Origin of the sequence: Rhodococcus sp. IC4_135 (assembly GCF_011602025.1) — a bacterium.
Classification (GTDB): domain Bacteria; phylum Actinomycetota; class Actinomycetes; order Mycobacteriales; family Mycobacteriaceae; genus Rhodococcus_F; species Rhodococcus_F baikonurensis.
On sequence record NZ_JAAOLG010000014.1, the window covers coordinates 21,862 to 45,229 of the forward strand.

General features: G+C 61.8%; 21 protein-coding genes. 10 read left to right on the top strand and 11 right to left on the bottom strand.

Features of this window, described 5'->3' with window-relative positions; translation table 11 throughout:
• Nucleotides 1-134 precede the first annotated feature (134 nt).
• Together G8767_RS22495 and G8767_RS22500 are read left to right on the top strand one after the other, a co-directional pair.
• The gene (locus tag G8767_RS22495; RefSeq protein WP_095969650.1) at nt 135-839 is read left to right on the top strand and encodes a response regulator transcription factor; all 705 of its coding nucleotides are present in this window, start codon (nt 135-137) and stop codon (nt 837-839) included.
• The gene (locus tag G8767_RS22500) at nt 836-2,215 is read left to right on the top strand and encodes a HAMP domain-containing sensor histidine kinase (RefSeq protein ID WP_166811849.1); all 1,380 of its coding nucleotides are present in this window, start codon (nt 836-838) and stop codon (nt 2,213-2,215) included. Before G8767_RS22495 ends, G8767_RS22500 begins: the two co-directional genes overlap by 4 nt.
• Here the strand turns inward: G8767_RS22500 and G8767_RS22505 are convergent.
• From G8767_RS22505 to G8767_RS22535, 7 genes are all read right to left on the bottom strand, one after another.
• Nucleotides 2,112-3,101: an LLM class F420-dependent oxidoreductase gene (locus tag G8767_RS22505; RefSeq protein ID WP_080961128.1), complete on the bottom strand. Its 990-nt coding sequence runs from the start codon at nt 3,099-3,101 to the stop codon at nt 2,112-2,114. The genes G8767_RS22500 and G8767_RS22505 overlap by 104 nt on opposite strands.
• A gap of 6 nt (nt 3,102-3,107) precedes the next feature.
• On the bottom strand, nt 3,108-3,794 hold the full coding sequence (locus tag G8767_RS22510) for an HAD family hydrolase (RefSeq protein ID WP_124566735.1): 687 nt from the start codon (nt 3,792-3,794) through the stop codon (nt 3,108-3,110).
• A gap of 269 nt (nt 3,795-4,063) precedes the next feature.
• A complete protein-coding gene (locus G8767_RS22515; RefSeq protein WP_003943483.1) occupies nt 4,064-5,515 on the bottom strand; it encodes a catalase in 1,452 nt (483 codons plus the stop codon).
• 31 nt (nt 5,516-5,546) lie between these two features.
• A complete protein-coding gene (locus tag G8767_RS22520; protein WP_095969646.1) occupies nt 5,547-6,101 on the bottom strand; it encodes a Fur family transcriptional regulator in 555 nt (184 codons plus the stop codon).
• Between the two features lie 112 nt (nt 6,102-6,213).
• The gene (locus G8767_RS22525; RefSeq protein WP_166811851.1) at nt 6,214-6,984 is read right to left on the bottom strand and encodes an XRE family transcriptional regulator; all 771 of its coding nucleotides are present in this window, start codon (nt 6,982-6,984) and stop codon (nt 6,214-6,216) included.
• Complete coding sequence (locus tag G8767_RS22530; RefSeq protein ID WP_166811853.1) at nt 6,953-8,575, bottom strand: AMP-binding protein; 1,623 nt, start codon at nt 8,573-8,575, stop codon at nt 6,953-6,955. The genes G8767_RS22525 and G8767_RS22530 overlap by 32 nt, the downstream gene beginning before the upstream one ends.
• Entirely contained in the window at nt 8,569-10,539 is a 1,971-nt protein-coding gene (locus tag G8767_RS22535) for a dehydrogenase E1 component subunit alpha/beta (RefSeq protein WP_206029662.1), read from the bottom strand. The genes G8767_RS22530 and G8767_RS22535 overlap by 7 nt, the downstream gene beginning before the upstream one ends.
• Nucleotides 10,540-10,818: 279 nt before the next feature.
• Between G8767_RS22535 and G8767_RS22540 the strand changes: the two genes are divergently transcribed.
• From G8767_RS22540 to G8767_RS22570, 7 genes are all read left to right on the top strand, one after another.
• Nucleotides 10,819-11,736 carry an alpha/beta fold hydrolase gene (locus G8767_RS22540; RefSeq protein ID WP_166811855.1) on the top strand — a complete coding sequence of 306 codons (918 nt, stop codon included), beginning with the start codon at nt 10,819-10,821 and terminating at the stop codon, nt 11,734-11,736.
• A 74-nt stretch (nt 11,737-11,810) separates the two neighbouring features.
• Nucleotides 11,811-13,109 (top strand): sugar ABC transporter substrate-binding protein, encoded by a 1,299-nt coding sequence (locus G8767_RS22545; protein ID WP_166811857.1) that lies wholly within the window; start codon nt 11,811-11,813, stop codon nt 13,107-13,109.
• Between the two features lie 16 nt (nt 13,110-13,125).
• Nucleotides 13,126-14,655: a sugar ABC transporter ATP-binding protein gene (locus G8767_RS22550; RefSeq protein WP_166811859.1), complete on the top strand. Its 1,530-nt coding sequence runs from the start codon at nt 13,126-13,128 to the stop codon at nt 14,653-14,655.
• Nucleotides 14,656-14,663: 8 nt separating this feature from the next.
• Entirely contained in the window at nt 14,664-15,677 is a 1,014-nt protein-coding gene (locus tag G8767_RS22555; protein WP_166811831.1) for an ABC transporter permease, read from the top strand.
• Entirely contained in the window at nt 15,674-16,525 is an 852-nt protein-coding gene (locus G8767_RS22560) for a mycofactocin-coupled SDR family oxidoreductase (protein WP_166811861.1), read from the top strand. The genes G8767_RS22555 and G8767_RS22560 overlap by 4 nt, the downstream gene beginning before the upstream one ends.
• Before the next feature lie 49 nt (nt 16,526-16,574).
• Complete coding sequence (locus G8767_RS22565) at nt 16,575-17,408, top strand: mycofactocin-coupled SDR family oxidoreductase (RefSeq protein ID WP_166811863.1); 834 nt, start codon at nt 16,575-16,577, stop codon at nt 17,406-17,408.
• A gap of 26 nt (nt 17,409-17,434) precedes the next feature.
• The gene (locus G8767_RS22570) at nt 17,435-17,737 is read left to right on the top strand and encodes a hypothetical protein (protein ID WP_166811865.1); all 303 of its coding nucleotides are present in this window, start codon (nt 17,435-17,437) and stop codon (nt 17,735-17,737) included.
• A 262-nt stretch (nt 17,738-17,999) separates the two neighbouring features.
• Here G8767_RS22570 and G8767_RS22575 read toward each other — a convergent pair whose 3' ends face one another.
• The 4 genes from G8767_RS22575 to G8767_RS22590 are packed head-to-tail and all read right to left on the bottom strand — an operon-like array spanning nt 18,000 to nt 22,348.
• The gene (locus G8767_RS22575; RefSeq protein ID WP_166811867.1) at nt 18,000-18,647 is read right to left on the bottom strand and encodes an acetoacetate decarboxylase family protein; all 648 of its coding nucleotides are present in this window, start codon (nt 18,645-18,647) and stop codon (nt 18,000-18,002) included.
• Entirely contained in the window at nt 18,631-20,346 is a 1,716-nt protein-coding gene (locus G8767_RS22580; RefSeq protein WP_095969644.1) for a GMC family oxidoreductase, read from the bottom strand. The genes G8767_RS22575 and G8767_RS22580 overlap by 17 nt, the downstream gene beginning before the upstream one ends.
• Nucleotides 20,343-21,827 (bottom strand): NAD(P)/FAD-dependent oxidoreductase, encoded by a 1,485-nt coding sequence (locus G8767_RS22585; protein WP_166811869.1) that lies wholly within the window; start codon nt 21,825-21,827, stop codon nt 20,343-20,345. Before G8767_RS22585 ends, G8767_RS22580 begins: the two co-directional genes overlap by 4 nt.
• The gene (locus tag G8767_RS22590; protein WP_206029677.1) at nt 21,824-22,348 is read right to left on the bottom strand and encodes a TetR/AcrR family transcriptional regulator; all 525 of its coding nucleotides are present in this window, start codon (nt 22,346-22,348) and stop codon (nt 21,824-21,826) included. Before G8767_RS22590 ends, G8767_RS22585 begins: the two co-directional genes overlap by 4 nt.
• A 193-nt stretch (nt 22,349-22,541) precedes the next feature.
• On the opposite strand from G8767_RS22590, the gene G8767_RS22595 reads away from it, so the two are divergent.
• Complete coding sequence (locus G8767_RS22595; RefSeq protein ID WP_166811873.1) at nt 22,542-23,246, top strand: response regulator transcription factor; 705 nt, start codon at nt 22,542-22,544, stop codon at nt 23,244-23,246.
• Nucleotides 23,247-23,368 lie beyond the last annotated feature (122 nt).

Below are 23,368 nucleotides of genomic sequence, written 5' to 3' on the forward strand. Positions count from 1 at the left end.
TCGGCGCGGTCGCATCCGAGAAACCCGAGGTTATGAAGCCGACACTGCAGATCTGTTGTCGGTTTCTTAGGAGTTGATGAGAATGCGGCGGCCCTGGCTCCGAGCGAGGCCCCGGGCCGTAATCCGATGGCACCATGGCTGGGGTGAGTACACGCGAGCGCATCCTGATCGTTGACGACGACACGAAGGTTCTGAATTCGCTCGAACGTGGACTTCGATTGTCGGGCTTCGACACGGCAACTGCCGTCGACGGACGATCCGCCTTGTCCTCGGTGAACAAGCAATGCCCGGCCGCACTTGTTCTCGACGTCAACATGCCCGGCCTCGACGGCGTCGGAGTCGTGACGGCCCTGCGCGCAATCGGCAACGAGGTTCCGATCTGCGTACTCAGCGCCCGAAGTTCCGTGGGTGACCGCATCGCGGGGCTGGAGGCGGGCGCCGACGACTACCTCACCAAACCTTTCGAGTTGGCGGAGCTTGTCGCCAGACTCAATGCCTTGCTTCGACGCACGACGCGAGCCACTCCGTCGGTCGACCATCCGATCACGGTGGGACCGCTGACGGTCGATCTCCGTGGCCATCGAGCGCACATCGACGGTAGGCGAATCGAACTCACCAAAAGAGAGTTCGACCTGTTGTCGGTACTCGCCGAGCATGCCGGTGTCGTACTCAGTCGCGCACAACTCCTGCGACTCGTCTGGGGTTACGACTTCGCGGCCGACACCAATGTCGTCGACGTCTTCGTCACCTATCTACGGAAGAAACTCGAAGTCGACGGGGCGCCCCGCGTGATCCACACGGTGCGCGGAGTGGGCTTCGTCCTGAGGGCCGAACGATGAAGCGGCCGCTGTCACTTCAGACCCGGGTAGCCATCGCCTCGGGTCTGGCCGCCGGAATCGTGATTGCCGCGATCGGAATTGCATTCGCGGTCTTCTTGCGCGTCAACGGATCCGAACAACTGGAACGCACTCTCGATTCCGTCACCCTGGGTGTCGCAGCGAGTGCGCCGAGCCCGCTGTTCATCGAAACACCAACTGCAACAACAGAACCATTGGTCGTCAGCCCTGGGTTCAATGCCACGACCGTCAGCGCCTTGGCTACCACCGATGTTCGCAGTCGTGATGTTCTCGTACCCGGCGACAGCGGTGCCGCACTGGCTGTCAGTATCCCCGAAGACCCACTGACCCAGGCAATCCGTGAGCAGCAGTTCCAAGTGGCCGCTGCGGCAGTGGTCGCCATCCTCGCCGCGGCCGGGCTCGGCTGGTTACTCACGGGCCGTGCCGTCCGCCCTCTCCAGCAATTGACCGAGACCACCAGTTCCATAGGCAACAACCTCGATGTCGAAGGACTCTCACGCCGGGCACCGTCGGTACGTGGAACGCGCGAAGCCGAAGAACTGTCGGAGGCAATCCACAGCATGCTCAGTCGCATCGAGAGCGATCGAAGCCGCACCGAGGAGGCGTTGGAGTCGGCACGCGATTTCGCTCGCGTCTCCGCCCACGAACTGCGCACACCTCTCACGTCGATGCGCACCGATCTTGAAGTTCTCGCAACACTGGATCTCACGGAAAGCCAACGGCGCGAACTGTCCAGCGAATTATTGGAAGCGCAGCGCCAGATCGAGCGCACCTTGACCGATCTGGAGACACTCGCCCTGGGTGAAGTGGCCGATCCCGAGGATTGTGCCGACGTCGATCTCGTGGAAGTTGCCGATCGCGCCGTCGCGGATGCGGGCCGTCTGCACCCTCAGGTCGACGTTCGCTTGAAAGCACCGGAAGAACTTTCGGTTCAGGCCTTCCCCGCGGGCATCCGTCTGGTGTTGACCAACGCCGTCACCAACTCCGTTCGGCACGGCAATGCCGACGAAGTCGAGATCACCGTCCGATCAGGTGCTGCCACCGGTTCGGCGACGGTATTCGTCGACGACAACGGCACCGTGATCGCGCCTTCGGAACGCGAAGCGATGTTCGAACGATTTGTTCGTGGTACCGGTGCGGGCGACGCCGGAAGCGGTTTGGGGTTGGCCCTCGTGGCGCAGCAGGCGCGACTGCACGGCGGTAGCGCGCGACTCGACAAGAGCCCACTAGGCGGAACTCGATTGATCTTCTCGATCAACCCAATTCGACGTGCAGAGCCTCGAGCAGCGGCTTGGCCGCCTCGTCGAAGAATCGGTCTTGGGTATCTCCACCGATCTGTACCAGTGCCACATCGGTGAATCCGGCGTCCGTGTATGCCTTGACCGCCTCGACGATCACATCCAGATCGGGACCACACGGAATGCTTTCAGCTACATCCTCTTTGCGCACGAACTGAGTCGCGCCCGAGAAGCTCGCCGGCGTCGGTAGTTCGGAGTTCACGGACCACCCGCCGCCGAACCAGCGGAACTGCTGATGAGCTCGGGCAATTGCCGTGTCGCGATCAGGGTCCCACGAGATCGGAATCTGACCGATGGTCCGTCCTGCGGGAGCCAATCCGTATGCCCGGCCGTGCACGTGCTTCCACTGGTGCACCAGATCCGAATCAGGTTGCACGGCAATCAGATCGTCAGCCATCGGACCGAAACGCTCGACGGACTTGTCTCCGGACATGGCCAGCGCCAGAGGAACCGGGTTCTCCGGGAGATCCCAGATCCTGGCGGACTGGACGTCGAAGTACTCCCCCTTCCAGCTCACCAGATCTCCGGCGAGCAGTGCGCGAATGATGCTCACAGCCTCTTGCAGCATGTCCTGGCGGGTGTCGATGGACGGCCAACCCTCGCCAACCACATGCTCGTTCAGGCTCTCGCCACTTCCCAACCCCAGGGTGAAGCGACCGTCCGCGAGGATCTGGATCGTCGCAGCTTTCTGAGCGACGACGGCGGGGTGGTACCTCACGGTCGGACACGTCACATACGTCATCAATCCGACTCGCTCGGTGGCGTGGGCGACTGCCCCCAGCACCGACCAGGCATAGGGCGCATGCCCCTGCTCGGTCAGCCACGGCGAGTAGTGATCACTCATCACTTCGAAGTCGAAGCCGACTTCCTCGGCCCGAACTGCATGGCGAACCAGTTCTTTCGGGCCTGCCTGTTCCGTCATCAAGGTGTAGCCGAATCGTGCCATCACTGATCAACTCCCGGTATCTTGGCCTGAAACGAGTTCGGAGATCACACTGCCGTCGAGGTGGTCGAGAAGATCGCGGGCGTCGTCGTACACGGCCGCCGCACCCGCGCCTTCGAGTTCGTCGGTCGACATGCCGCCGCTGCGCACTCCCACAGCCACAACGCCCGCCCACGTCGCCGCCTTCATGTCCCAGACGGCGTCCCCGACCATGACCGCCTCGCCCGCGTCGACACCTGCCTTCGCGAGCGCGACCTCGATCAGGTCCGGATCAGGTTTGGCCTCCTCGACGGATTCCGAAGAGGTGGCGGCGTAGATCATTTCGTCGATGTCGAGCGTCTGGCGAAGCAACTTCAGTTCGTCGTCAGGCGCCGAGGTAGCGAGCACCACGTGCAGTCCGAGCGAGTGTACTCGGCGGATCAACTCGCGCGCTCCCGGCAGCACTCGGAGACGGTCGGCCGACTGCCGGTAGTACGTGGTGTGAAGTTCTTTGGCCCGCGGCCCGCACCCGTCGATGTCTTCGCCGAGCAGCGTCTCCAACAGTTGGTCGCCGTCCATCCCGATGCTGCGGTGCACCCGCCACGCGTCAACCGGGCGACCTACCTCGAAGAAGGCTCGTGACCACGCTTCTACATGCAGATAGTTGGAATCGACGAGCGTTCCGTCGATGTCGAAGAGAACTGCACCTATTGCCATGGGAATTGACTGCCCAACACTTCCGTTCGCGAAACTTGTGCCCCGAGCATTCTCCGCTCGAGAAGCGGATCATGGAGAGTGCGAACAGCAGAAGTGCACGTCGAACAGGGGTGTCGTCATGGAGTCAGTAGTTGTGTTTCTTCTCGCATGCTTCGTCTACTGGTTCGCACTGCTGTAGTCGGGCAGACGAAAACGGACCGCCGCGGGGAAGTGATTTCCCTTGCAGCGGTCCGCATTCGGTACACCTAGGCGATGCTCATGTCAGCGGGTCACTGACCTGCGCGTACACCCTCTTCGACGCGTTTACCCAAATCAGCGTCGACGTTCTTCCAGTATTCGAAGACACGCAGCAGAACTTCTTCACTGACGCCCGCAAGAGCGTGGCCGACGATGTTGCTCACCAGGCGCTCACGAGCAGCGTCGTCGAGAACCTCACGAACCAGCGTTCCGGCTTGCGTGAAGTCGCCGTCTTCGGCGTGCTCGATGTATCCGGCGCGCACTGCCTTGCCGTCGAACGCCCACAGTCCTTCGTCACCGGCAACCGACGGATCGGCATGCGGTCCGCCGTACGAGTTCGGTGCGTACACCGGCGTCGACGGGGAATTGAAGCTGTACCGCATGGCGCCCTCCTTGGAGTAGGAGTTCACCTCGTTCTTCGGGGCGTTGACCGGCAGGTCGGCGTAGTTGGTGCCGATACGGTAACGATGTGCGTCGGCGTAGGAGAAGACGCGGCCGAGAAGCATCTTGTCCGGGCTGAATCCGATGCCGGGCACCACGTTCGACGGCTCGAACGACGCCTGCTCGATCTGCGCGAAGAAGTTCTCCGGGTTGCGGTTGAGCGTCCACTTGCCGACCTCGATCAGTGGGTAGTCCTTCTGAGACCAAACCTTGGTGAGGTCGAACGGGTTGAAGCGGTAGCCTTCGGCCTCGTCGACGGGCATGATCTGGACCTTGAGGGTCCAGCTCGGGAAATTACCTGCCTCGATGGCGTTGTACAGATCCGCGCGGTGGTAGTCGGGATCGCTACCGGCGAGGCTGTCTGCCTCGGCCTGCGTCAGGAACTCGATCCCCTGATCGGTCTTGAAGTGGTACTTCACCCAGAAGCGTTCACCCGCAGCGTTGACCCACTGGTAGGTGTGCGATCCGAAACCGTCCATGTTGCGCCAGGTCTTCGGGATACCGCGGTCACCCATCAGCCAGGTCACCTGGTGAGCAGTCTCGGGACGCAGCGTCCAGAAGTCCCACTGCATGTCGTGGTCACGAAGGCCGGAACCCGGCAGTCGCTTCTGCGAACGAATGAAGTCGGGGAACTTGATCGCGTCCTTGATGAAGAACACCGGGGTGTTGTTGCCGACGAGGTCGTAGTTTCCCTCTTCGGTGTAGAACTTCATCGCAAAACCGCGCGGATCGCGCCAGGTGTCCGGGCTGCCCTGCTCACCGGCGACGGTGGAGAAGCGGACGAGCGACTCGGTCTTCTTACCCGGCTGCAGGAACGCGGCCTTCGTGTACTTGCTGACGTCGTGTGTGATGACGAGTTCACCGAAAGCACCGCCGCCCTTGGCGTGGACGATGCGCTCCGGGACACGCTCGCGGTTGAACTGCGCGAGCTTCTCGATCAGGTAGTGGTCGTGAAGGAGCACCGGCCCCTGAATACCCGCGGTCAGCGATTCGTCATCACTTGCGACCGCGATACCGAAATTGTTGGTGGTGGGCTTGGTCATGGCGAAGCCTCCTAGCGTTGTGGGCTGGGCGTCAGAGGAGCGGGGCTGCATCCGAGCCGAACGCATGGGCTGCATGCGAAGGGGCTGGCTCGGAGGTTCTGGACGCATCAATTCGATTCTGCGAGACCGTGTCCGACGCGGTGTCGGATTCGGCAGACTTCTTCAGGCAATCTTCGCAACGGCCCCAGAACACGACCTCGGCTTCGTCGATTTCGAAGCCGTGATTATCGGAAGGTTCGAGGCAGGGAGCTTGGCCGACAACACAATCGACGTCGACGACCTTGCCGCAGCCGCGACAGACGAGGTGATGGTGGTTGTCACCAGTTCTCGTCTCGAACCGGGCGGGTGAACCCGCCGGCTCGATGCGTCGCAGCAATCCTGCGTTCACGCATGCCTTCAGCACGTCGTAAACGGCCTGTGTGGATACCGATCCGAGCTGCTGCCGCACGAGTGCTGCAACAGAATCGGCGTCTGAATGCGGTTGGGCTGTAACCGCATCCAGCACGGCGAGGCGCGGAGCAGTGACCCTCAACCCGACGGCGCGCAGTTGCGCTCGGGGGTCGAAGTCATGCTCTCCGTCTCGCATGTTTCCCAGTATGCCGCTTTTCTGGAATTAGTCAAGAAAAGGATTGCCTAAGTTGAATCGAGATCGGCGTCACACCCAGTGGCATCACACCCAGTGCACCGCACCCGGTTACTCAGCCCAGGACGAACCAGATCGCCTTGACCGTCTCGTCTGTCTCGTTGCGCAACCGGTGGGGAACGTTCCCGACCAGGTGGATCGCTTCACCCGACTTGAGCAGCCGACGCATTCCGTCGATGTCGATAGTCAAAGTCCCTTCGAGCACGTACCCGTAGTCGTCACCCGAATGGGTCTGCGGTGCATCGCCCGGCGCGGAGTCGGCGCCGGGCTCGTACTCCGTGAGGAGGAACTGGACGTGATGGTTGGCGGGAGTGTTCGCCAACCGTTGCCAGCGAACACCCGACCGAAAGGTGAGGCAGTCGGAGATCCGCGGTTCGTGAGTCTTCGTTTCGGATGCGGATTCACGTTCCGGATCGACGCTGTTGCCCAGCAGCACGTCCAGCGACAGGTTGAGTTCGGTCGCGATCGCAAAAAGCGTGTTCACCGCGGCCTGACTCTGCCCCAGTTCGAACTGCGACAGGAAGGACGGCGATACGCCGAGCCGCCTCGCCAATTCGCGAACCGGGATTCCCTGTCGCGTGCGTTCGGCACGAACCGTCTTGCCTACCGACGTCCCCAAACCGTTGTCCTCCGCCTTCTGTTTGCGCGCCGCCACCTTGGCCGGCGCCGACTTCTGTGCCGACTTCTTCTGTGCCGACTTCTTCTGTGCCGACTTCTTCTGTGCCGTCGCCTTTGGGGGAGTCGTCTTGCGCGGTTGCGATTTCTTCGATGCAGCCGCTGTCGACTCAGCCGCCCTACGAGGTGGCTTTGCGCCGGTTGCCGTCATGTCCGAACTCGCTTCCGTAGGTCTCGGGGACCGCCTGTGCGGAGCCCAAGCCTAACGCTCGACGCAGGAGAAACTTCTGAACCTTCCCACTCTCCGTCCGAGGAAGAGACGCGACAGTCTCGACTCTCTCCGGAGCCTTCTGAACAGCGAATCCTTCGGACAGCAAGAAGATCCGCAGGTCTCGAACGCTTGGTGGTTCACCCTCCGGAACGACGAAGGCGCACGCGCGCTCCCCCAGTTCCTCGTCCGGATACCCGACCACTGCCACCTCTCCGACATTGGGATGAGCCTCGAGGGCCCACTCGATGTCGGCAGCACTGAATTTCTCTCCGCCCCGATTGATGATGTCTTTGATTCGCGACGTGATCCGGATCTGACCGGGTCCGTCCACGGCGGCTACGTCGCCGGTTCGGAAAAAGCCGTCCTCGGTGAACGATTCCGCGTTGATCGAGCTGTCGACGTAGCCGACGAACAGTTCCGGACCCCGCACCAACAGCTCGTCGTCTTCGCCGAGCCGGAATTCGTTTCCCCCGATCACAGCCCCTTCGTCCTCGGCCTGCAAATCGATGTCACCGAAAGGATCACCCATGACGAGAGTCGGAAGTTCCGTCGATCCGTAGGTACGTACAACCGCTGTCCCCATCACGCGATGGGCCCGGCGCACCAACTCGGGCGGAATCCCGGCCCCACCACACACGAATCGGGTCAGCTGGGATCGTCGATATTCGCCACTCTCGTACGCGTCGGCAAGACCACGGAGAAACGGTGTCGCGCTCACGGTGAACGTGCATTGTTCGCGCTCGATCAACGCAACCGCCTCGTCAGGATTCCACCGTTGCATCAGAACCGTCGAGCAGGCTGCCGCTGCCGGCAGGACGACCGCATACGAAATCCCGGTGATGTGGGGCAACGGCGAAGGCATGAAGATTCGATCGTGCGAATCCACGCCGCAGTGCGCAATCATGCTCGAACTCTCGGCCATCAGGGTCCGGTGAGTGTGCAGAACGCCTTTCGGAGCCGAAGTGGTTCCGGACGTGTAGAGAACGAGGGCGACATCGTCGGGATCCGCGTGGCGGTCGGGCCTGTTCGACGCCGTCCCGAAGTCCAGAAAGTCGTCGAACGTGGTGCGCCGCAACCCACCTTCGCCGCGAGCTTCCACGAGAAGAATCTCTCGGCCCAGATCACGGAGTACGGTCCCGAATTGCTCGACGTGACGATATCCGCGGTATTCCTGCGGGGCGACGATCACCGTCGGCTCAGCTTGCTCGATGATGAAGGACAACTCGTGTGCACGGTAGATCGGGACTACCGGAAGGAGAATGCCGCCGGCAAGCCATGTACCCCAGGCCGCAACCACGGATTCCCACCAGTTCGGCAGCTGAACGAGTACCACTTCTCCAGGCTCGAACCCTGATTTATGCAGCGCGCCTGCAAATCTCGTCGAAGCGTCCACCAATGCCCGGTACGTCCACCGCGCACTGCCATCGACAAGGGCCAGTGCCTCGGGATCTCGATGCAGAGCATCGAGAAGCATCTCAGGCAGCACCGGGCCTCCGCCGGTCATCGCCCGCGGACGGGTAGCGCTCAGCATGACATCACCCGCCGAACAGCTGCAACGATGTCGTCAGGTCCGACTTCCCACTCACGTTCGAGCACCGGCGCATAGGGTGCGGGTGCGTACCGTGCTCCCACCCGTACCACCGGGGCGTCCAGCGAGTAGAAACCGGAATCTACTGCCAACGCTGCGATCTCGGCTCCGACGCCGAAGTCCACCACCGCTTCCTGAGCAATGACCATCCGGTTGGTCCGACCGAAGGATTCGAGAATGGTCTCCCGGTCGAGTGGAGCAATCGTTCGTAGATCGATGACCTCCGCATCGATCCCTTCGTCTGCCAACGACTCCGCCGCAATCAAAGCGTGCATCGCCATCCTCGACCACGAGACAATGGTGACGTCCGACCCTGGTCTCGTCACCGCCGCCTTTCCGATCGGAACCCGAAAATCCTTGCTCGGCAACAAACTTTTCTTCTCGTACAGCAGTCGATGTTCGATGAACATCACCGGGTTGTCGTCCTCGATCGCTGCCCGCAGCAGGCCGTACGCATCGGCGCCCGAACTGGGCATGAGCACAGTCAGTCCAGGGATGTGCGCCAACAGCGCTTCGAGACTCTGCGAATGCTGGCCACCCGACGATCTGCCGGAACCGAACTGCGTCCGCACCACCAACGGCAGACTGACTGCGCCGCCCGTCATGAACCGCAACTTCGCCGCTTGATTCATCAGTTGATCCAGACACACCCCGAGAAAATCGAGGTACATCAGTTCCACGACAGGTCTTCGGCCTGCCATCGCGGAGCCGACGGCAAGGCCCATGATCGCCGATTCCGAGATCGGAGTATCGAACACCCGCCCCGGATACTTCGCGGCCAATCCCCTGGTCAGACCGAAAACATTCCCGCCGGCAACATCGATACCGGCGAGAAACACATCCGGATCCGCCCCCAGGGAGTCGTCGAGCGCGGCTTTGATGATCTTGGACTGCGACACCGCCGCACCACCCGCGTCGACACTCACGTCGAGGTGGCCCGGCGGATAGACACGTCGCGGTGAATAGATGTACTCCATCACGCTCGACGCCTCCGGTTGCGGCGACGCCCGCGCGAAACGCTCCGCCTCGTCGACCACCGCCCTCACCCGCTTGTCCACCAGATCGAGGACATCGTCCCCGATGCCTCGATCCCGGAGTCGGCCCCGCGTCACCGTCAGTGGATCGGCCGCGAGAATGCCTCGGGCCATCTCGTCCTTGTCGCGGTACACCTGCGGATCGCCCTCGTAGTGCCCGTGCACCCGCAGGGTCGTGACCTCGACGAACACCGGACCACTGCCGCCTCGCACCTGCGCGTACACCGGCCGAATACCGTCGGCGACTGCCTCGACGTCGTTGCCTGCCAGCGTGATCGATTCCATTCCGTATCCCGCTGCGCGCGCAGAGATCGGGACCGGATGCTGATCCGCCGTCGAGGAGAACTCCGAGAACCCATTGTTCTCGCACAGGAAGATGATCGGCAGTTTCCACAGCGCGGCCATGTTCATCGCCTCGTGGAACGCGCCGGTCGCGATCGCCCCGTCACCGAAGAACGCCACGACCAGATCACCCTCACCGCGATCCTTGGCAGCGAAAGCCGCACCGAGGGCGATCGGCAACCCTGCGCCCACGATGCCGTTCGCACCGAAGATTCCCAGGCGGGGATCGGCGACGTGCATCGAACCGCCCCGGCCGTTGTTGGCCCCGGTGACCTTTCCCATCAACTCCGCCATCATCCGGTCGGGCTCGAGACCTTTGGCCAGAACATGACCGTGCCCGCGGTGCGTCGAGGTGATGACGTCACTGACCCGCGCATGAGTGAGAGCCCCCACCGCGCATGCCTCTTGACCTATCGAGGTGTGAACGAATCCGGGAATGATGTCGCCCTTGTAGAGCGCCGAGATGCGCTCCTCCATCACACGGATCAACAACATCTTTTCGTAGGCACACAGGACTTCTTCGCCGTTCACGAGCCGGAACACCTCCAATAATGCTGCGCTCGTTACGAATACATGCGCAGTGGGTGAGCAGGACTATACCGACGGATTTTCCTTGCTGTCCAGTGACACTTGACAAAGGCTGTGAGGTGACTCACGATTACGGGGTACTTCGGATCCGCGACGATCCGCTCGGGGCAGTTGACACGAGCGAACCGCGTCGATGCCGTAATACGCACGGCGACAAGACCGTCCGTTTTCTTTCGCACCTACTTCCGTTCAGCTTTCACTCGTTACATGAGGAGTCGCGCAATGCGCCGTGAAGATGTCGAATTCTCCAGCGACGGAGTCACCGTCCGCGGTTGGCTGTACCGACCCGACACCGACGAAGACGTACCGGCCGTCGTACTGGCAGGCGGTTGGTGCTACGTCCGTGAGTTGGTCATGCCCTATTACGCCGAGGCCTTCGTGACGGCCGGTATGGCTGCGCTGGTCTTCGACTACCGCAACCTGGGCGTGTCGGACGGTGAACCCCGTCAACACCTGGACCCGAAGCAACAGATTCGTGATTATCAGAACGCGCTCAGCTTTCTCGAGCGCACTCCCGGCATCGACAACGACCGTCTCGGAGCCTGGGGCATCTCCTACTCCGGCGGCCACGTGATGATTCTCGCCGCGACCGATCCTCGGGTGAAGGCCATCGTGTCTCAGATTCCGGTGATCGACGGGTTCCGCAACATGCGTCGGATCCACGGGACCATGGGCTATCGAAAGCTGTGGGACGCGATCCTCGAAGATCGCCGACTCCGCTTCGACGATCCGGATCAGCGACTGCACATCGCTCACGCCAGCGAGAATCCCGAGGAAGAACTGTCTTCCTGGCCGTTCCCCGAGACGAAGACGACCTTCGCAGCTCTTCAAGCCACCGAAGCTCCTCTCTACCAGAACAGTTCGACTATGGAATCCGTCGATCTCCTGCTCGACTACGACGTCAACTATTTCGTGCCCAGGATCCTCGACACACCGTCGATGATGATCGTCGCCGAAGGTGACGACCTCACGTTGTGGGACTTGGAAATCGAGAGTTTCAACAACATCCCGACTCCGAAGAAAGAACTTGTCGTCCTGCCGCACACGTCGCACATGACGCTCTACAGCGACCAGTCCAAGCTCGCAGTGGCTGCCGAACACGCTTCCCGTTGGTTCACAACGCATCTGCTGTCGAAGTAGCGAAATCTCCCGTTTCCTCCACACCTCGAGAAGACCTCTCGAGAACCCCCTCTTGCGAGACCAAGGATGTGATCATGCCTTCGATCGAATCGAAGATCGTGGACGTCGCGCGAAACGCGACGTTCTCTCATCCACTGACCCGACGTTCCTTCTTCGCCGCAATGGGCGCAGCAGGCATCACTCTCGGCGCAGTGGCCTGCGGAGCAGGCGGCAGTTCCACCAGTACCGCTGCCGGCGGTGGCGCCGGTGCGGGAAAAGTCCAGGAAAAAACCCTCTGCCAGGTGACAACACTCTCCAACGACTACTTCGTCGCCTTCTCGGACGGCGGCAAACAGGCAATGGACGCGTTGGGCGTCAGCATGTCCTCGGTGGAGGACCAGGGCAACGTCAACACCGCACTGGGGCAGGTAGGCAACGTCCGCGCTTCGGGCGGCAAGTCGATCTTCGGCACTCCCGCCACGGAAGCTCAAGCGGCCGCTGTCACGAAGGCCTGCCAGGCAGCGGGGATCCTGTATGCCAGCTCGTACACGGCACCCGCCTGGTACACGCCTGCCGACGCGGACAAGTGGGTTCGTTTCATCACGCCGCCGTCGACCAAGATCGCCGTCGCAACCGCCAAGGCTCTGTTCGAGAAAGTCGGTGGCAGCGGAACCATCATTCATGTTCCGGGACAGAAGGGTTCGTCTTCCGATGATCAACGGACCGCTGGTTTGAACGCCGCGGCCAAGGACTACCCGGGAATCAAGATCGTCACCGCTTCGCCGGGCAACTGGACTTCGGAGGACGCAAGAAAGGCGTTCACGAACATCCTGCCTTCGGTGCCGGACTTCGTCGGGGTGTTCGCGCAGAACGACAGTCAAGCCGCAGGAGTCATCGCGGCACTGGATGCTGCGAAGATCACGGGCAAGATCGTTGTCGGATTCGACGGCAACAAGCAGAACGTCGAATACATCGCGCAGGGAAAGCAATACCTGACCAGTGCGACGGTCGGCGGACTCACGGCAGGAATTCTCGGTGTCACCATCTTCGATCAACTCAACGGTGTCGACCTGTCCCTGCCGGAGCGCTTCCTTTCACAGGGAGCACTCCTGGTGACTCCGGAGATCGCCGACGACGTACTGAAAACTGTGTACGCGCCTACACTTCCGTTCGACTGGGCAAAGATGAGCAAGGCTCTGCATCCTGACGACTGGGACCCGCAGACCGTACTCAACCCGATCGATCCGCGGGAGTACTACGCCGGCGTATCGCAGGACCAGTACACGCTGAACAGCGCCTGGAACTCTGCAGACATCACCGGAGTACGGACCGATTACGCAGCCGCGTTCCGATCGGGCCCGTTGCTGCAGTACAAAGATCAACTCGTGGCTTGAAATGAGTGATACGAAGGTGAGCGACACAGCAACCATCAGCTTGCGTGGGGTCTGCAAGAGTTACGGGCCCGTTCACGCCCTCCAGGACGTCTCACTCGACGTCAGCAGAGGTGACGTTCTCGGCTTGATCGGTGAGAACGGCGCCGGAAAGTCAACGCTGATCGGCGTTTTGACGGGAACGGTACGTCCCGACGCCGGCAGCCTCGACGTCAACGGGACTCACGTGGAACTCGGCGACTCTCGCACTCTCCGCGAACTCGGAATCTCCGTGGTGGTCCAGGAGCAGTCATTGGTCGATGCACTGCGGGTGTACGAGAACATCTACCTCGGACGTGAGGGCGAGATAGGTGGTTGGGGCCCCGGCCGGCGTCGGAGAATGCGCGACGCCGCCCAGTCCCTTCTCGACACCCTCGGCATCGAAGGGTTGCGCGCCGACGCCGTCGTCGCCGAATTGACATACCCACAAAGGCAACTGGTCGAGATCGCACGCGCCTTTTCGCGGATCACCGACGCCACCGAAGCTCCGGTGATCCTTCTCGACGAGCCAACCAGCGCGTTGACCGAGACCGAGGTGGAAATTCTCTTCGCATTGATCGAAGGGTGGCGCGATCGGGTGTCGTTCATCTTCGTGTCCCACATCCTGCAAGACGTCTTGCGGATCAGCACGCGGCTACTCGTACTTCGCGACGGGCGGTCCATCGAAACCCTCTCTGCCGACGGCGTCACGGCGGAGCGACTGCACGAGTTGATGGTGGGTAGCGAGCGCAGCGCCGACTACTACCGAGAAGGCGAACAGGCCGGAGCGCTGTCGACGAACCCGCTGATCGAACTCCGAAATGCAGGCAGCACAGGCGAGTTCGAGTCGGTCGATCTGGTCGTCCGACCGGGCGAGGTAGTGGGATTAGCTGGGGTCATCGGTTCGGGGAAAGCGTCGGTGGCCGCAACTGTCGCGGGTGCCGAGTCGTTGTCGACAGGTTCGATTCACGTCGGCGGTACCGTGCACGAGCACTGGTCGGTTCCCGCCGCCGTGGCCGCCGGCGTCCTGTACGTCCCACCGGAGCGCGCCCTGGACTCCCTCTTCCGCAGCGCATCGATCAGAAACAACATCTCGATCGGCTTCCTCGATCTCATCCGCCACCCGTGGACGCGGCTACTGCGTCTGCGGACCGAACGGGAACGGACGACGGAGTTGGCCCGCGCGCTGCAGGTCAAGGCTCCGTCGTTGTCGACGCCTATCGGGGAACTCAGTGGCGGAAACCAACAGAAGGCGATCTTCGCTCGGTGGCAAGGTCGCGAATGCAAAGTGCTGGTACTCAGCGATCCGACGCGAGGAATCGACGTCGGAACTCGAGAGGAGATCTACGGTTTGGTCCGATCGATGGCTGCGTCGGGGGTCGGTGTGCTGCTGTGCGCCGAGTCCCTCGAAGAAGTGATCGGAATGTCCGACCGAATCGTGGTCATGAAGGACGGGGTCATCAGCGCAGAGTTGGCGGCCCCTGCAGAGCACAAGCCCGCCGAAGTCGACGTGATCAAGCACATGATGTGAGGAATGCAGTGACCCAGACACTCTCGAAGCAATCGCCGGCCAGCGATGCCGCAGCACCGTCAGGCGCGCGCGGTCTGCTGAGTCGACTCGATCAGCACCGCAACATAGTTGTTCCGACGGTTGCAGTGCTGGTCCTGATCATCTATTTCCAGTGGCGCACGGAAAGTTTCATCACTGCCACGTCCGCGCAGAACATTCTCAACCAGATGGCTTTCCTGACCGTGCTCGCACTCGCCGGCACATTTGTCATCCTCATCGGCGGTATCGATCTGTCAGTCGCCGCGACGGCCACTCTCGCCGGAATTCTGATCGCCACATGGATCGACAAATTCGGTGGCCCGTTGGCGATAGTCATGGTGATCGTCGCGGGGGCTGTGGTTGGACTGGTCAACGGGTTGATCACGACAATGCTCAAGGTGCCGTCGTTCCTGGTGACGCTGGGAATGATGTCCGTACTCGACGGCATTTCCAATACCGTCTCCAAAGGCGGTCCTGTTTCCTACAATTCGAATCTTCTCCAGAGCCTGGTGAACGAGTCGATGATTCCCAACGTCCCCAACGGGGCACTGATCGCAATCCTGCTGACCATCGGCGCGACAGTCCTTGCCTTCGGTACGTCATTCGGTCGCCACATGTACGCGGTCGGTGGCAACGAGCGCGCCGCAGCCCTCGTCGGTGTTCGCGTACGACGCACCAAACTTGCTGTCTTCGCCGTCGCCGGAGCCGTCGCCGCGATCGCCGGAATCATCTTCACCGGCCAGGCCAGCACCGGCGTTCCGATGGGTGCCGGTCCCAGCCTGCTCAATTCCATCGCGGCCGTGGTGGTCGGAGGCACTGCGCTGTCCGGTGGCGTCGGCGGCCCACATCGCACGATCCTCGGCGCACTCGTGATCGTGTTGCTGAGCGCCGGAATGGACCTGACGTCCGTCGACCCCTACACACAACTCGTCATCAAGGGCATCGTGGTGATTGCCGCAGTTGCCCTGACCATCGACCGACGCCGATACGGAGTGATCAAGTGACCACCACAGCACGCACCACCGGACGCGTTTCGGGCAAGGTCGCGTTCGTCACCGGCGCAGCACGCGGCCAGGGTCGGGCACACGCGGTCCGTCTGGCCGAAGAAGGCGCAGACATCATCGCGCTCGACATCTGTTCCGACATCGACGGCGTTCCGTACTCACTGGCAAGCGAAGCCGACCTCGCCGAGACCGTCCGGTCGGTCGAGGCCGTCGGCGGGCGAATCCTGGCCGAGGTGGCCGATGTTCGCGACTTCACCGCGATCAAGGGTGTCCTGGACCGAGGGGTCGACCAATTCGGTCACGTCGACATCATCTGCGCCAACGTCGGTATCAACATCCCCTCGCCTACGCACGAACTCACCGAAAGCCAGTGGGGCACTGTCCTCGACATCGATCTCAGCGGCACGTGGCGAACCGCCAAAGCGGCAATCCCCTACTTGATCGAGCAGAGGGTCGGGGGCGCGATCATCCTGACCAGTTCAGCGGCCGGGCTCAAGGGATACGGCAACATCGCGCACTACACGGCCGCAAAACACGGCGTCAACGGATTGATGAAGACCCTCGCTCAGGAACTGGCTCCCCACCGAATCCGAGTGAACACCGTGAACCCCACCCAGGTCGACACTCCGATGATCATGAACGACGCGATGTATCAGTTGTTCTGCCCGAACATCGACGAGCCCACTCGCGAGGATTTCGCCCCGCTGTCACAAGCGATGAATGCGCTGCCCATCCCGTGGGTCGAATCCGTCGACGTCAGCAACGCCGTGCTTTTCCTCGCGTCCGACGAAGCCAGGTACATCACTGGCGTCGCACTACCTGTCGATGCAGGCGTACTCGTCAAGTAACTCTCCGATCACTTACTCATACAACGATTTCAGCAACAGGAGGATCCTCATGACCGGACGATTCGAAGGCAAGGTCGCATTCATCACGGGTGCTGCTCGCGGGCAAGGACGCAATCACGCGCTGCGGCTGGCCCAGGAGGGCGCGAACATCATCGCTCTCGACTCCGTCAAGGACAACGACACCGTGCCGTACCCCTTGGCCACGGAGAACGACGTCCAGGAAACAATCCGTCTCGTCGAAGAAGCAGGCGGCAAGATCATCTTCTCGCACGCCGACGTGCGCAACTTCGACTCGGTCAAGCTCGCCCTCGAAGCCGGGCTCGATCGCTTCGGGCACGTCGACATCGTCATCGCCAACGCGGGCATCCTCTCCTTCGGGAACGCGCACGAGTTGGACGAGGAGAAGTGGGGCGAAATGATCGACGTCAACCTCAGCGGGGTGTGGCGCACCGTCAAGGCCGCGATCCCCCACATGATCGAACAGGGCACCGGCGGCGCGATCGTCCTCACCGCCTCAGTTGCCGGGCTACGCGCGTACACGGGTGTCGGGCACTACGTCTCGGCCAAGCACGGCGTCGTGGGATTGATGAAGACTCTCGCTCAGGAACTCGCTCCGCACCGCATTCGCGTCAATACCGTGAACCCGACGCAGGTCGACACCGAGATGGTGCAGAACCAGGCGATGTACAACCAGTTCGTTCCCGGCACCGACAATCCGGGTCGCGACGATTTCGCCAAGGCCTCCGGAGACATGATCCTCTACCCGATTCCGTGGGTCGAAAACGACGACGTCACCAATGCCGTCAAATTCCTCGCCTCCGACGAAGCGCGTTACATCACCGGCGTCGCACTGCCTGTGGACGGCGGCGTGCTGGTCATGTGAGTGCTCGACCAGTTCAGGAGACTCTCGTGAACCGAGTGACGAAGATGCCACCTCAGCCCTGCGGAGGAGCGGGCGTCCCTACCACCCACGAATGCCAGGTTCGACGCGCCAAACGCTCGCGAAATCGTGGATCGTACGCGGACGACCTCATCGACTTCGCAATCCTGTGGCGACCGTGGAACGGTGCCACCGCCGAGGACATCTTCGTCACTTTCGGTCTGTCGCCGCGGACGTATTACAACCGATTGCGATCAGCTCTGAGTGGGCCGGCGGGATCGGATCTGTGTGTGGGACTGAAAAAGGAACTCGCCCTTCTCGGCCCTGCCTGAACTCGTCGGCCCTGCTGGAATTCGCTGCACACCCTGTCGGAAACTACTTGGCGATCCCCGGGAACAAATCCGGGGAGACCACCGTTGAACACCCTGTCGGCGTCCGAACAAGCCCCGGGCCCCACCCCTTTTGTCGCTGCGAGCGACCACCCGCCGAGAGGCGCCTGTGGGACGTCGACACCTAACTTTCAACACAACACGACCGAGGCCGCCCAATCACTGATGGGCGGCCTCGGTCGTTCTTGCGCAGGTCACACCCCTGCTACCGGTGTTCGGCTGCTCCGGTAGTCATTTTTCCGCCCAGAATCACGACGCCGTGATGGGTGCCCGCGGCCAACCAGTTCGGCAGTGTCGGTCCCTCTGCCTCGACGCTCACGCGCGCGTATCGGAACGACCCCGTCAGCCTGGCCGACGCGATCGCCAGACCACCACCGGATTCCGGCTGCGCGAATCCCAACGCCCCGGCAATCGGCAGACGCGGCCCGAGCATCCGCGTGTCGGAACGCACCCGCCATCCGTCGCCGGTTGCCGTGAATTTCTGCTGCACGTCTCCGTCGAACTCGGCCAGAACCTTGGGTAGTTGCCAGTGGAACCGTCCGCCGTGCACCGAAGGTTCCGAATCCACCGCGATGAAAGGGACCGCCATCCGCGGCACAAGCCCGATCCGTTTCCCTGGCGCATGCAAGACCGGACTGGCGAGGATCTCGCGATACGGGCCGACCGGAGAATCGAGGTAGTCCACCATCATGGCTACCGTCACCGGAATCGTTCGACCGTCTGGCCCGAGTTCCCGCGCCGCCGGCGTACTGCGGTGCCACCACAGTGTCGCGCGAACGGAAGCAGGCCACGGCGGCGGATCACTCACCGGCCAGTCGACGCGGTCACTTGTCGATTCAGGCACGCTCCACATCGGACACCTTCTCAGCTCGAATGGTCAGGGGAAGCCGCAAAGCGCCTGGTGCATGCGTCGGCACCACCGGATCGGACGGCAACGTCGGGTCGATACGTACGTATGGCTCGCCGGTCCTCGGGCGGGCGTCTGCGCCACCTTTGTTCGGCCACATCGCGCACGCTCGTTCCGCTTGCGCGGTGATGGTCAGGGAAGGATTCACTCCGAGGTTCGCGCTCACCACCGAACCGTCCATGACGTGCAGGCCCGCATGTCCGTAGGCACGGAGATACGGATCGACGACACCACTCGACGCACTGTCCCCGATCGCGCAGCCACCGAGAAAGTGCGCCGTCATCGGGATGTTCACGATCTCGGCGATGGAACCACCCGGATCGCCGTCGATCTTCTCGGCGACCTTGCGAATAGCTGTATGCCCCTGCGGAATCCACGGCGGAGGTGGATCACCCGGCCCCGGCCTACTGGTGAGGGAACGTCCGAATCGTTTGGTGTTCTTGGAAAGTTCGAGGGAGTTGTCGTCGGTCTGCATCACCAGCGCGATGACGGTTCGCTCGGACCAGTTCCGCACCGACAAGGATCGGAAGAACGCACCCGGGTGCCGGGCCGCGACTGCCAGAGTCTTCAGCACCCGGGGAGTTCGCCCACCCCCGTCACTCAGGACAGTCTGCAGAAGACCTATCGCATTGCTGCCCTTGCCGTATCGCACCGGTTCGATATGCGTGTGATCGTCCGGGTGAAAGGAGGAGGTGATCGCAACGCCCTGCGTGAAATCCCGTCCACGCGACTTCGACGTTGCGGCCAGCACGGCTTCGGAATTGGTACGTACGACGGTGCCCAGCGTGTCCGACAGGCCGGGCAGGGCGCCGGATTCCTTCATACCGAGCAGCAGTCTCGCCGTTCCGTACGTTCCGGCGGCAACCACCACCTGATCTGCGGTGAACCTGATTTCTCGCCGGCGGACGCCGTCCGTTCTTCGGGCGAGCAGGTGGTAACCACCATCTGCGCTCGGCCGAAGGTCGGTGACGGTCGTGAGCGGATGAACCCTGGCGCCCGCTTGCTCGGCGAGATGGAGGTAGTTCTTGACCAGCGTGTTCTTCGCCCCGACTCGGCACCCGGTCATGCATCCCCCACATTCGGTGCAACCGGTGCGTTCGGGCCCTTTGCCACCGAAGAACGGATCCGGCACGGAAACTCCTGCCTCCCCGAAGAAAACACCGACGGGGGTAGACGTGAAGGTCTCCCCCACGCCCATCTCTTCGGCGACGTCCTTCATCACCGCGTCGGCGGGAGTGAAGGACGGATTGGTACGAACACCCAACATCCGCTTGGCCTGGTCGTAGTACGGCGCCAGTTCATCGTGCCAGTCGGTGATGTGCGCCCATTGACGGTCTTCGAAGAACCGCTTGGGTGGCTGATACAACGTGTTGGCGTAGTTCAACGATCCTCCGCCAACTCCGGACCCCGCCATCACCAGTACATCCGGAAGCAGATGGATGCGCTGCACCCCGTAGCACCCAATCCACGGCGCCCACAGGTACTTTCGCAGTCGCCAACTGGTTTCAGGCAACTCGTCGTCGGCAAACCGGCGGCCGGCTTCGAGCACCCCGACACGGTAACCCTTCTCCGTCAGGCGAAGAGCGGCGACACTGCCACCGAATCCCGATCCGATCACCACCACGTCGTAGTGCGTCGTGGTCATGCCTCGACGCTTTCGATCTTGCGAGCGGAGTAGTTCTCGCGATCGAAATGCTCCAGCAGCGAACGGAATTTGAACGTGAACGTCGGCCACTGCACCGAGTTGCGCCCCTCCGGATCGATGTACCAACTCGAGCATCCGCCCTTGTTCCACACCGTGTGCTGCAACTCGTGCTGAATTCCCTTGTTGTAGTGCACCTGTACCGTCTCGTTCACGTCGAGTGCATCGATCCGCTCTCGCTTCATGGTGTTCAAGGCGTCGTTGACGTACTCGGCCTGGGACTCGAGCATGTACACGATCGAACTGTGTCCGAGGTTGGTGTTCGGACCGTACATGAGGAACAGATTCGGAAACCCGCTGACCGCGGTGCCCTTGTACGCATTGGGACTCCCGTTCCAATGCGCAGCCAGCGTCTCGCAATGTTTTCCGGTGATCAGATGCGCGACAGGCGGTTCCGTGGGAGTAAATCCCGTGGCGAAGATGATGGTGTCGACCTTGTGCTCGACTCCGCGCCCGTCGACCACTCCGTTTTCTGTGACCGAGACGAGCCCGCTGTCTTCCAGACTCACGTCCGTGCGGTCAAGGGTGCGCAACCAGTCGTTGGACAGAAGCATGCGCTTGCAACCGATCGTGAAATCGGGGGTCAGTTTCCGGCGCAGTTCCGGATCTTTCACCTGCCTTCGCAGATGGAGGCGCGCGGCCGCCTCGAAGGCAGGCAGCACCCACGTCGCATGCGACATCGCGGCACCGAGTAGCTCACGGAAGCCGTAAACCGCTCCGCGAACAACCTTCTGAGTAAAGGGAATCCGCGAGTACACGGCTTTCTGCGCAGCAGGCAGGGTGCGATCCATTCGCGGAATCACCCAGGCCGGAGTTCTCTGGAACACGGTGACATGGTCCGCCGGGTCGGCAATTTCGGGAACGAACTGAACCGCCGACGCTCCCGTTCCGATCACTGCTACGCGTTCACCACGCAGGTCGTGTTCGTGATTCCACGTCGCCGAATGGAAAGTGGTACCGGAGAACTGGTCGAGACCGGGAAAGTCGGGGATCTTTGGAGTCGACAACGCCCCGGTCGCAGCGACCAGCGTCTTGGCCGTCAATGCCCCTCGGGATGTCCGAACACGCCACAGCGCCGCATCCTCGTCCCACACAGCAGCTTCGAGTTCGCAGTTCAGGACTACGCGATCCACGATGCCGGTGTCTGCCGCCACCTTCTTCAGATAGTCGTAGATCTCGGGTTGACGAGCAAAGGTGTGACTCCAATCGGCGCTCGGCGCAAAAGAATACGAGTACAGCGCCGTCGGCACGTCACAGGCACACCCTGGGTAGGTGTTGTCGCGCCAAGTGCCGCCGATGTCAGCTCCGCGCTCGATCAACACGACGTCCGCCGCGTGATTGTCGCGAAGCATTCTGGCTGCCAAGCCCATACCAGCGAATCCGGCACCGACGATCAGCGTTTCGACATGTTCGGGAAGCTTCACTTCTTCTCCACTCGGGATTGCCAGGCCGGCAACAGTCGCGCTCTGAGCGCATCGTCGGCTTCGGGTGTACGGAAAAGGGCTGAGACTGCAAGACCGCGGACGAGTTCGATGGTGAGTTCGACCGACTCGGAATCGAATCGATCGCCGAACAACTCGGCGCTACCGAACTCGAGTGCCTCACTGACCTTGCGTTCGAGGGGCACCGTCGCCGCGTGCAGAACAGGATCGGTTCGCGCCGCGACCCACAATTCGAGAGCAGCGTAGAACAGCGGCCCGGAGAACGCGTCCGCCAGGACCTCGAGACCTCGGCCGCGATCCACTTCAGCGGTGAGGATTTCTTCAAGTCGCTTGTCGACCAGATACTCGACGGCCGAGACGACCAGCGATTCCTTGGTCGGAAAATGATGCAGTTGCGTACCCCGCGAGACGCCTGCGCGGCGGGCGATCTCTTGCGTACTGGTCCGTGCGTAGCCCAGCTCGACCAACGATTCGACGGCGGCGTCGAGCAGACGCCCACGCATCGCGGCAGTTCGTTCGGCCTGCGTACGGCTCACTTTCGCATCAGAAGTGGTCTCGGTCACAAGAACACTGTAGAGCCGAAACGTAAAACAGTCCAGGCTGACTTCAAAACTTAGCCAGCCGATAACACTATCCGGACCAACCAGTCAGCTTCCCTGATAGCGTCTTCGCATCGAGAGGAGGGGATCGGTCGTTATGTCAGAGCAAACTGCATCTCAGCATCGCCGCATAGGGCTGGTGGAGGACCACGAGTCGGTGGCTATCGGCCTGTCTGTGATGCTGAAGGACGAGCCAGATCTCGAGTTGGTGTGCATCGGGACCACCGTGTCCGAACTTCTGGCGCAGAACGTCACCCTGGATCTGGCAATTCTCGACCTCCGATTAGCTGACGGGTCATCACCCAAGAGCAACGTCGAGCAACTTCGGACCGCCGGCCTCGAGACTCTGATCTTCACCGGGGCAGAAAACCCTTTCCTTGTTCGCTCGGCCGCGCGTGCCGGTGTACTCGGAGTTGTGCGCAAGTCCGAACCGACGGCCGTCGTGGTTGATGCGATACGTGCCGCCGCTTCGGGAGGGCAAGTGGTGACGACGGAGTGGGCCGCCGCCATCGACGGGGATCCAGGTCTAGATGAAGTAGGTCTGAGCCCTCGACAGCTAGAGGTCCTCGAACTCTACGCATCCGGAGAGAAAGCGGATCGCGTTGCACGGCTCACCGGTTTGGCACCACAAACGGTCAACGACTACCTACAGCGCATCAGGCAAAAATATGCTGCCGCCGGACGGCCGGCGCCAACCAAAACCGATTTGTACAAGCGAGCAGTCGAGGACGGGGTGTTACCGATTCCGGAACGGAGGGATTTCGGTAGAAATCTGACCCTGACTAATAATGACCTTCAGTAAAGAAAAAGTTCGGTAACGAATGGTTTTGCCAAAAGGCTGCCCCTGGAAATATGGGCAGAGGAATTGATGTCTGGGGAAATGGCCAACTTCGACTTACATTCACCTGGTACGAAGACGGCACT

Bases quoted from the DNA above. Each gene is read 5' to 3' on its own strand.
- G8767_RS22575 (WP_166811867.1), bottom strand. From the start codon at position 18,647: ATGTGGAGCGTGCCTGAATCGACAAGTGACCGCGTCGACTGGCCGGTG.
- G8767_RS22590 (WP_206029677.1), bottom strand. From the start codon at position 22,348: ATGCGTGGGCGTCTGCTCGACGCCGCCGTCGAATCGTTGGTCGAGCTG.
- G8767_RS22580 (WP_095969644.1), bottom strand. From the start codon at position 20,346: ATGACCACGACGCACTACGACGTGGTGGTGATCGGATCGGGATTCGGT.
- G8767_RS22525 (WP_166811851.1), bottom strand. From the start codon at position 6,984: ATGACGGCAACCGGCGCAAAGCCACCTCGTAGGGCGGCTGAGTCGACA.
- G8767_RS22540 (WP_166811855.1), top strand. From the start codon at position 10,819: ATGCGCCGTGAAGATGTCGAATTCTCCAGCGACGGAGTCACCGTCCGC.
- G8767_RS22565 (WP_166811863.1), top strand. From the start codon at position 16,575: ATGACCGGACGATTCGAAGGCAAGGTCGCATTCATCACGGGTGCTGCT.
- G8767_RS22515 (WP_003943483.1), bottom strand. From the start codon at position 5,515: ATGACCAAGCCCACCACCAACAATTTCGGTATCGCGGTCGCAAGTGAT.
- G8767_RS22505 (WP_080961128.1), bottom strand. From the start codon at position 3,101: ATGGCACGATTCGGCTACACCTTGATGACGGAACAGGCAGGCCCGAAA.
- G8767_RS22495 (WP_095969650.1), top strand. From the start codon at position 135: ATGGCTGGGGTGAGTACACGCGAGCGCATCCTGATCGTTGACGACGAC.
- G8767_RS22500 (WP_166811849.1), top strand. From the start codon at position 836: ATGAAGCGGCCGCTGTCACTTCAGACCCGGGTAGCCATCGCCTCGGGT.
- G8767_RS22530 (WP_166811853.1), bottom strand. From the start codon at position 8,575: ATGCTGAGCGCTACCCGTCCGCGGGCGATGACCGGCGGAGGCCCGGTG.
- G8767_RS22520 (WP_095969646.1), bottom strand. From the start codon at position 6,101: ATGCGAGACGGAGAGCATGACTTCGACCCCCGAGCGCAACTGCGCGCC.
- G8767_RS22595 (WP_166811873.1), top strand. From the start codon at position 22,542: ATGTCAGAGCAAACTGCATCTCAGCATCGCCGCATAGGGCTGGTGGAG.
- G8767_RS22545 (WP_166811857.1), top strand. From the start codon at position 11,811: ATGCCTTCGATCGAATCGAAGATCGTGGACGTCGCGCGAAACGCGACG.
- G8767_RS22510 (WP_124566735.1), bottom strand. From the start codon at position 3,794: ATGGCAATAGGTGCAGTTCTCTTCGACATCGACGGAACGCTCGTCGAT.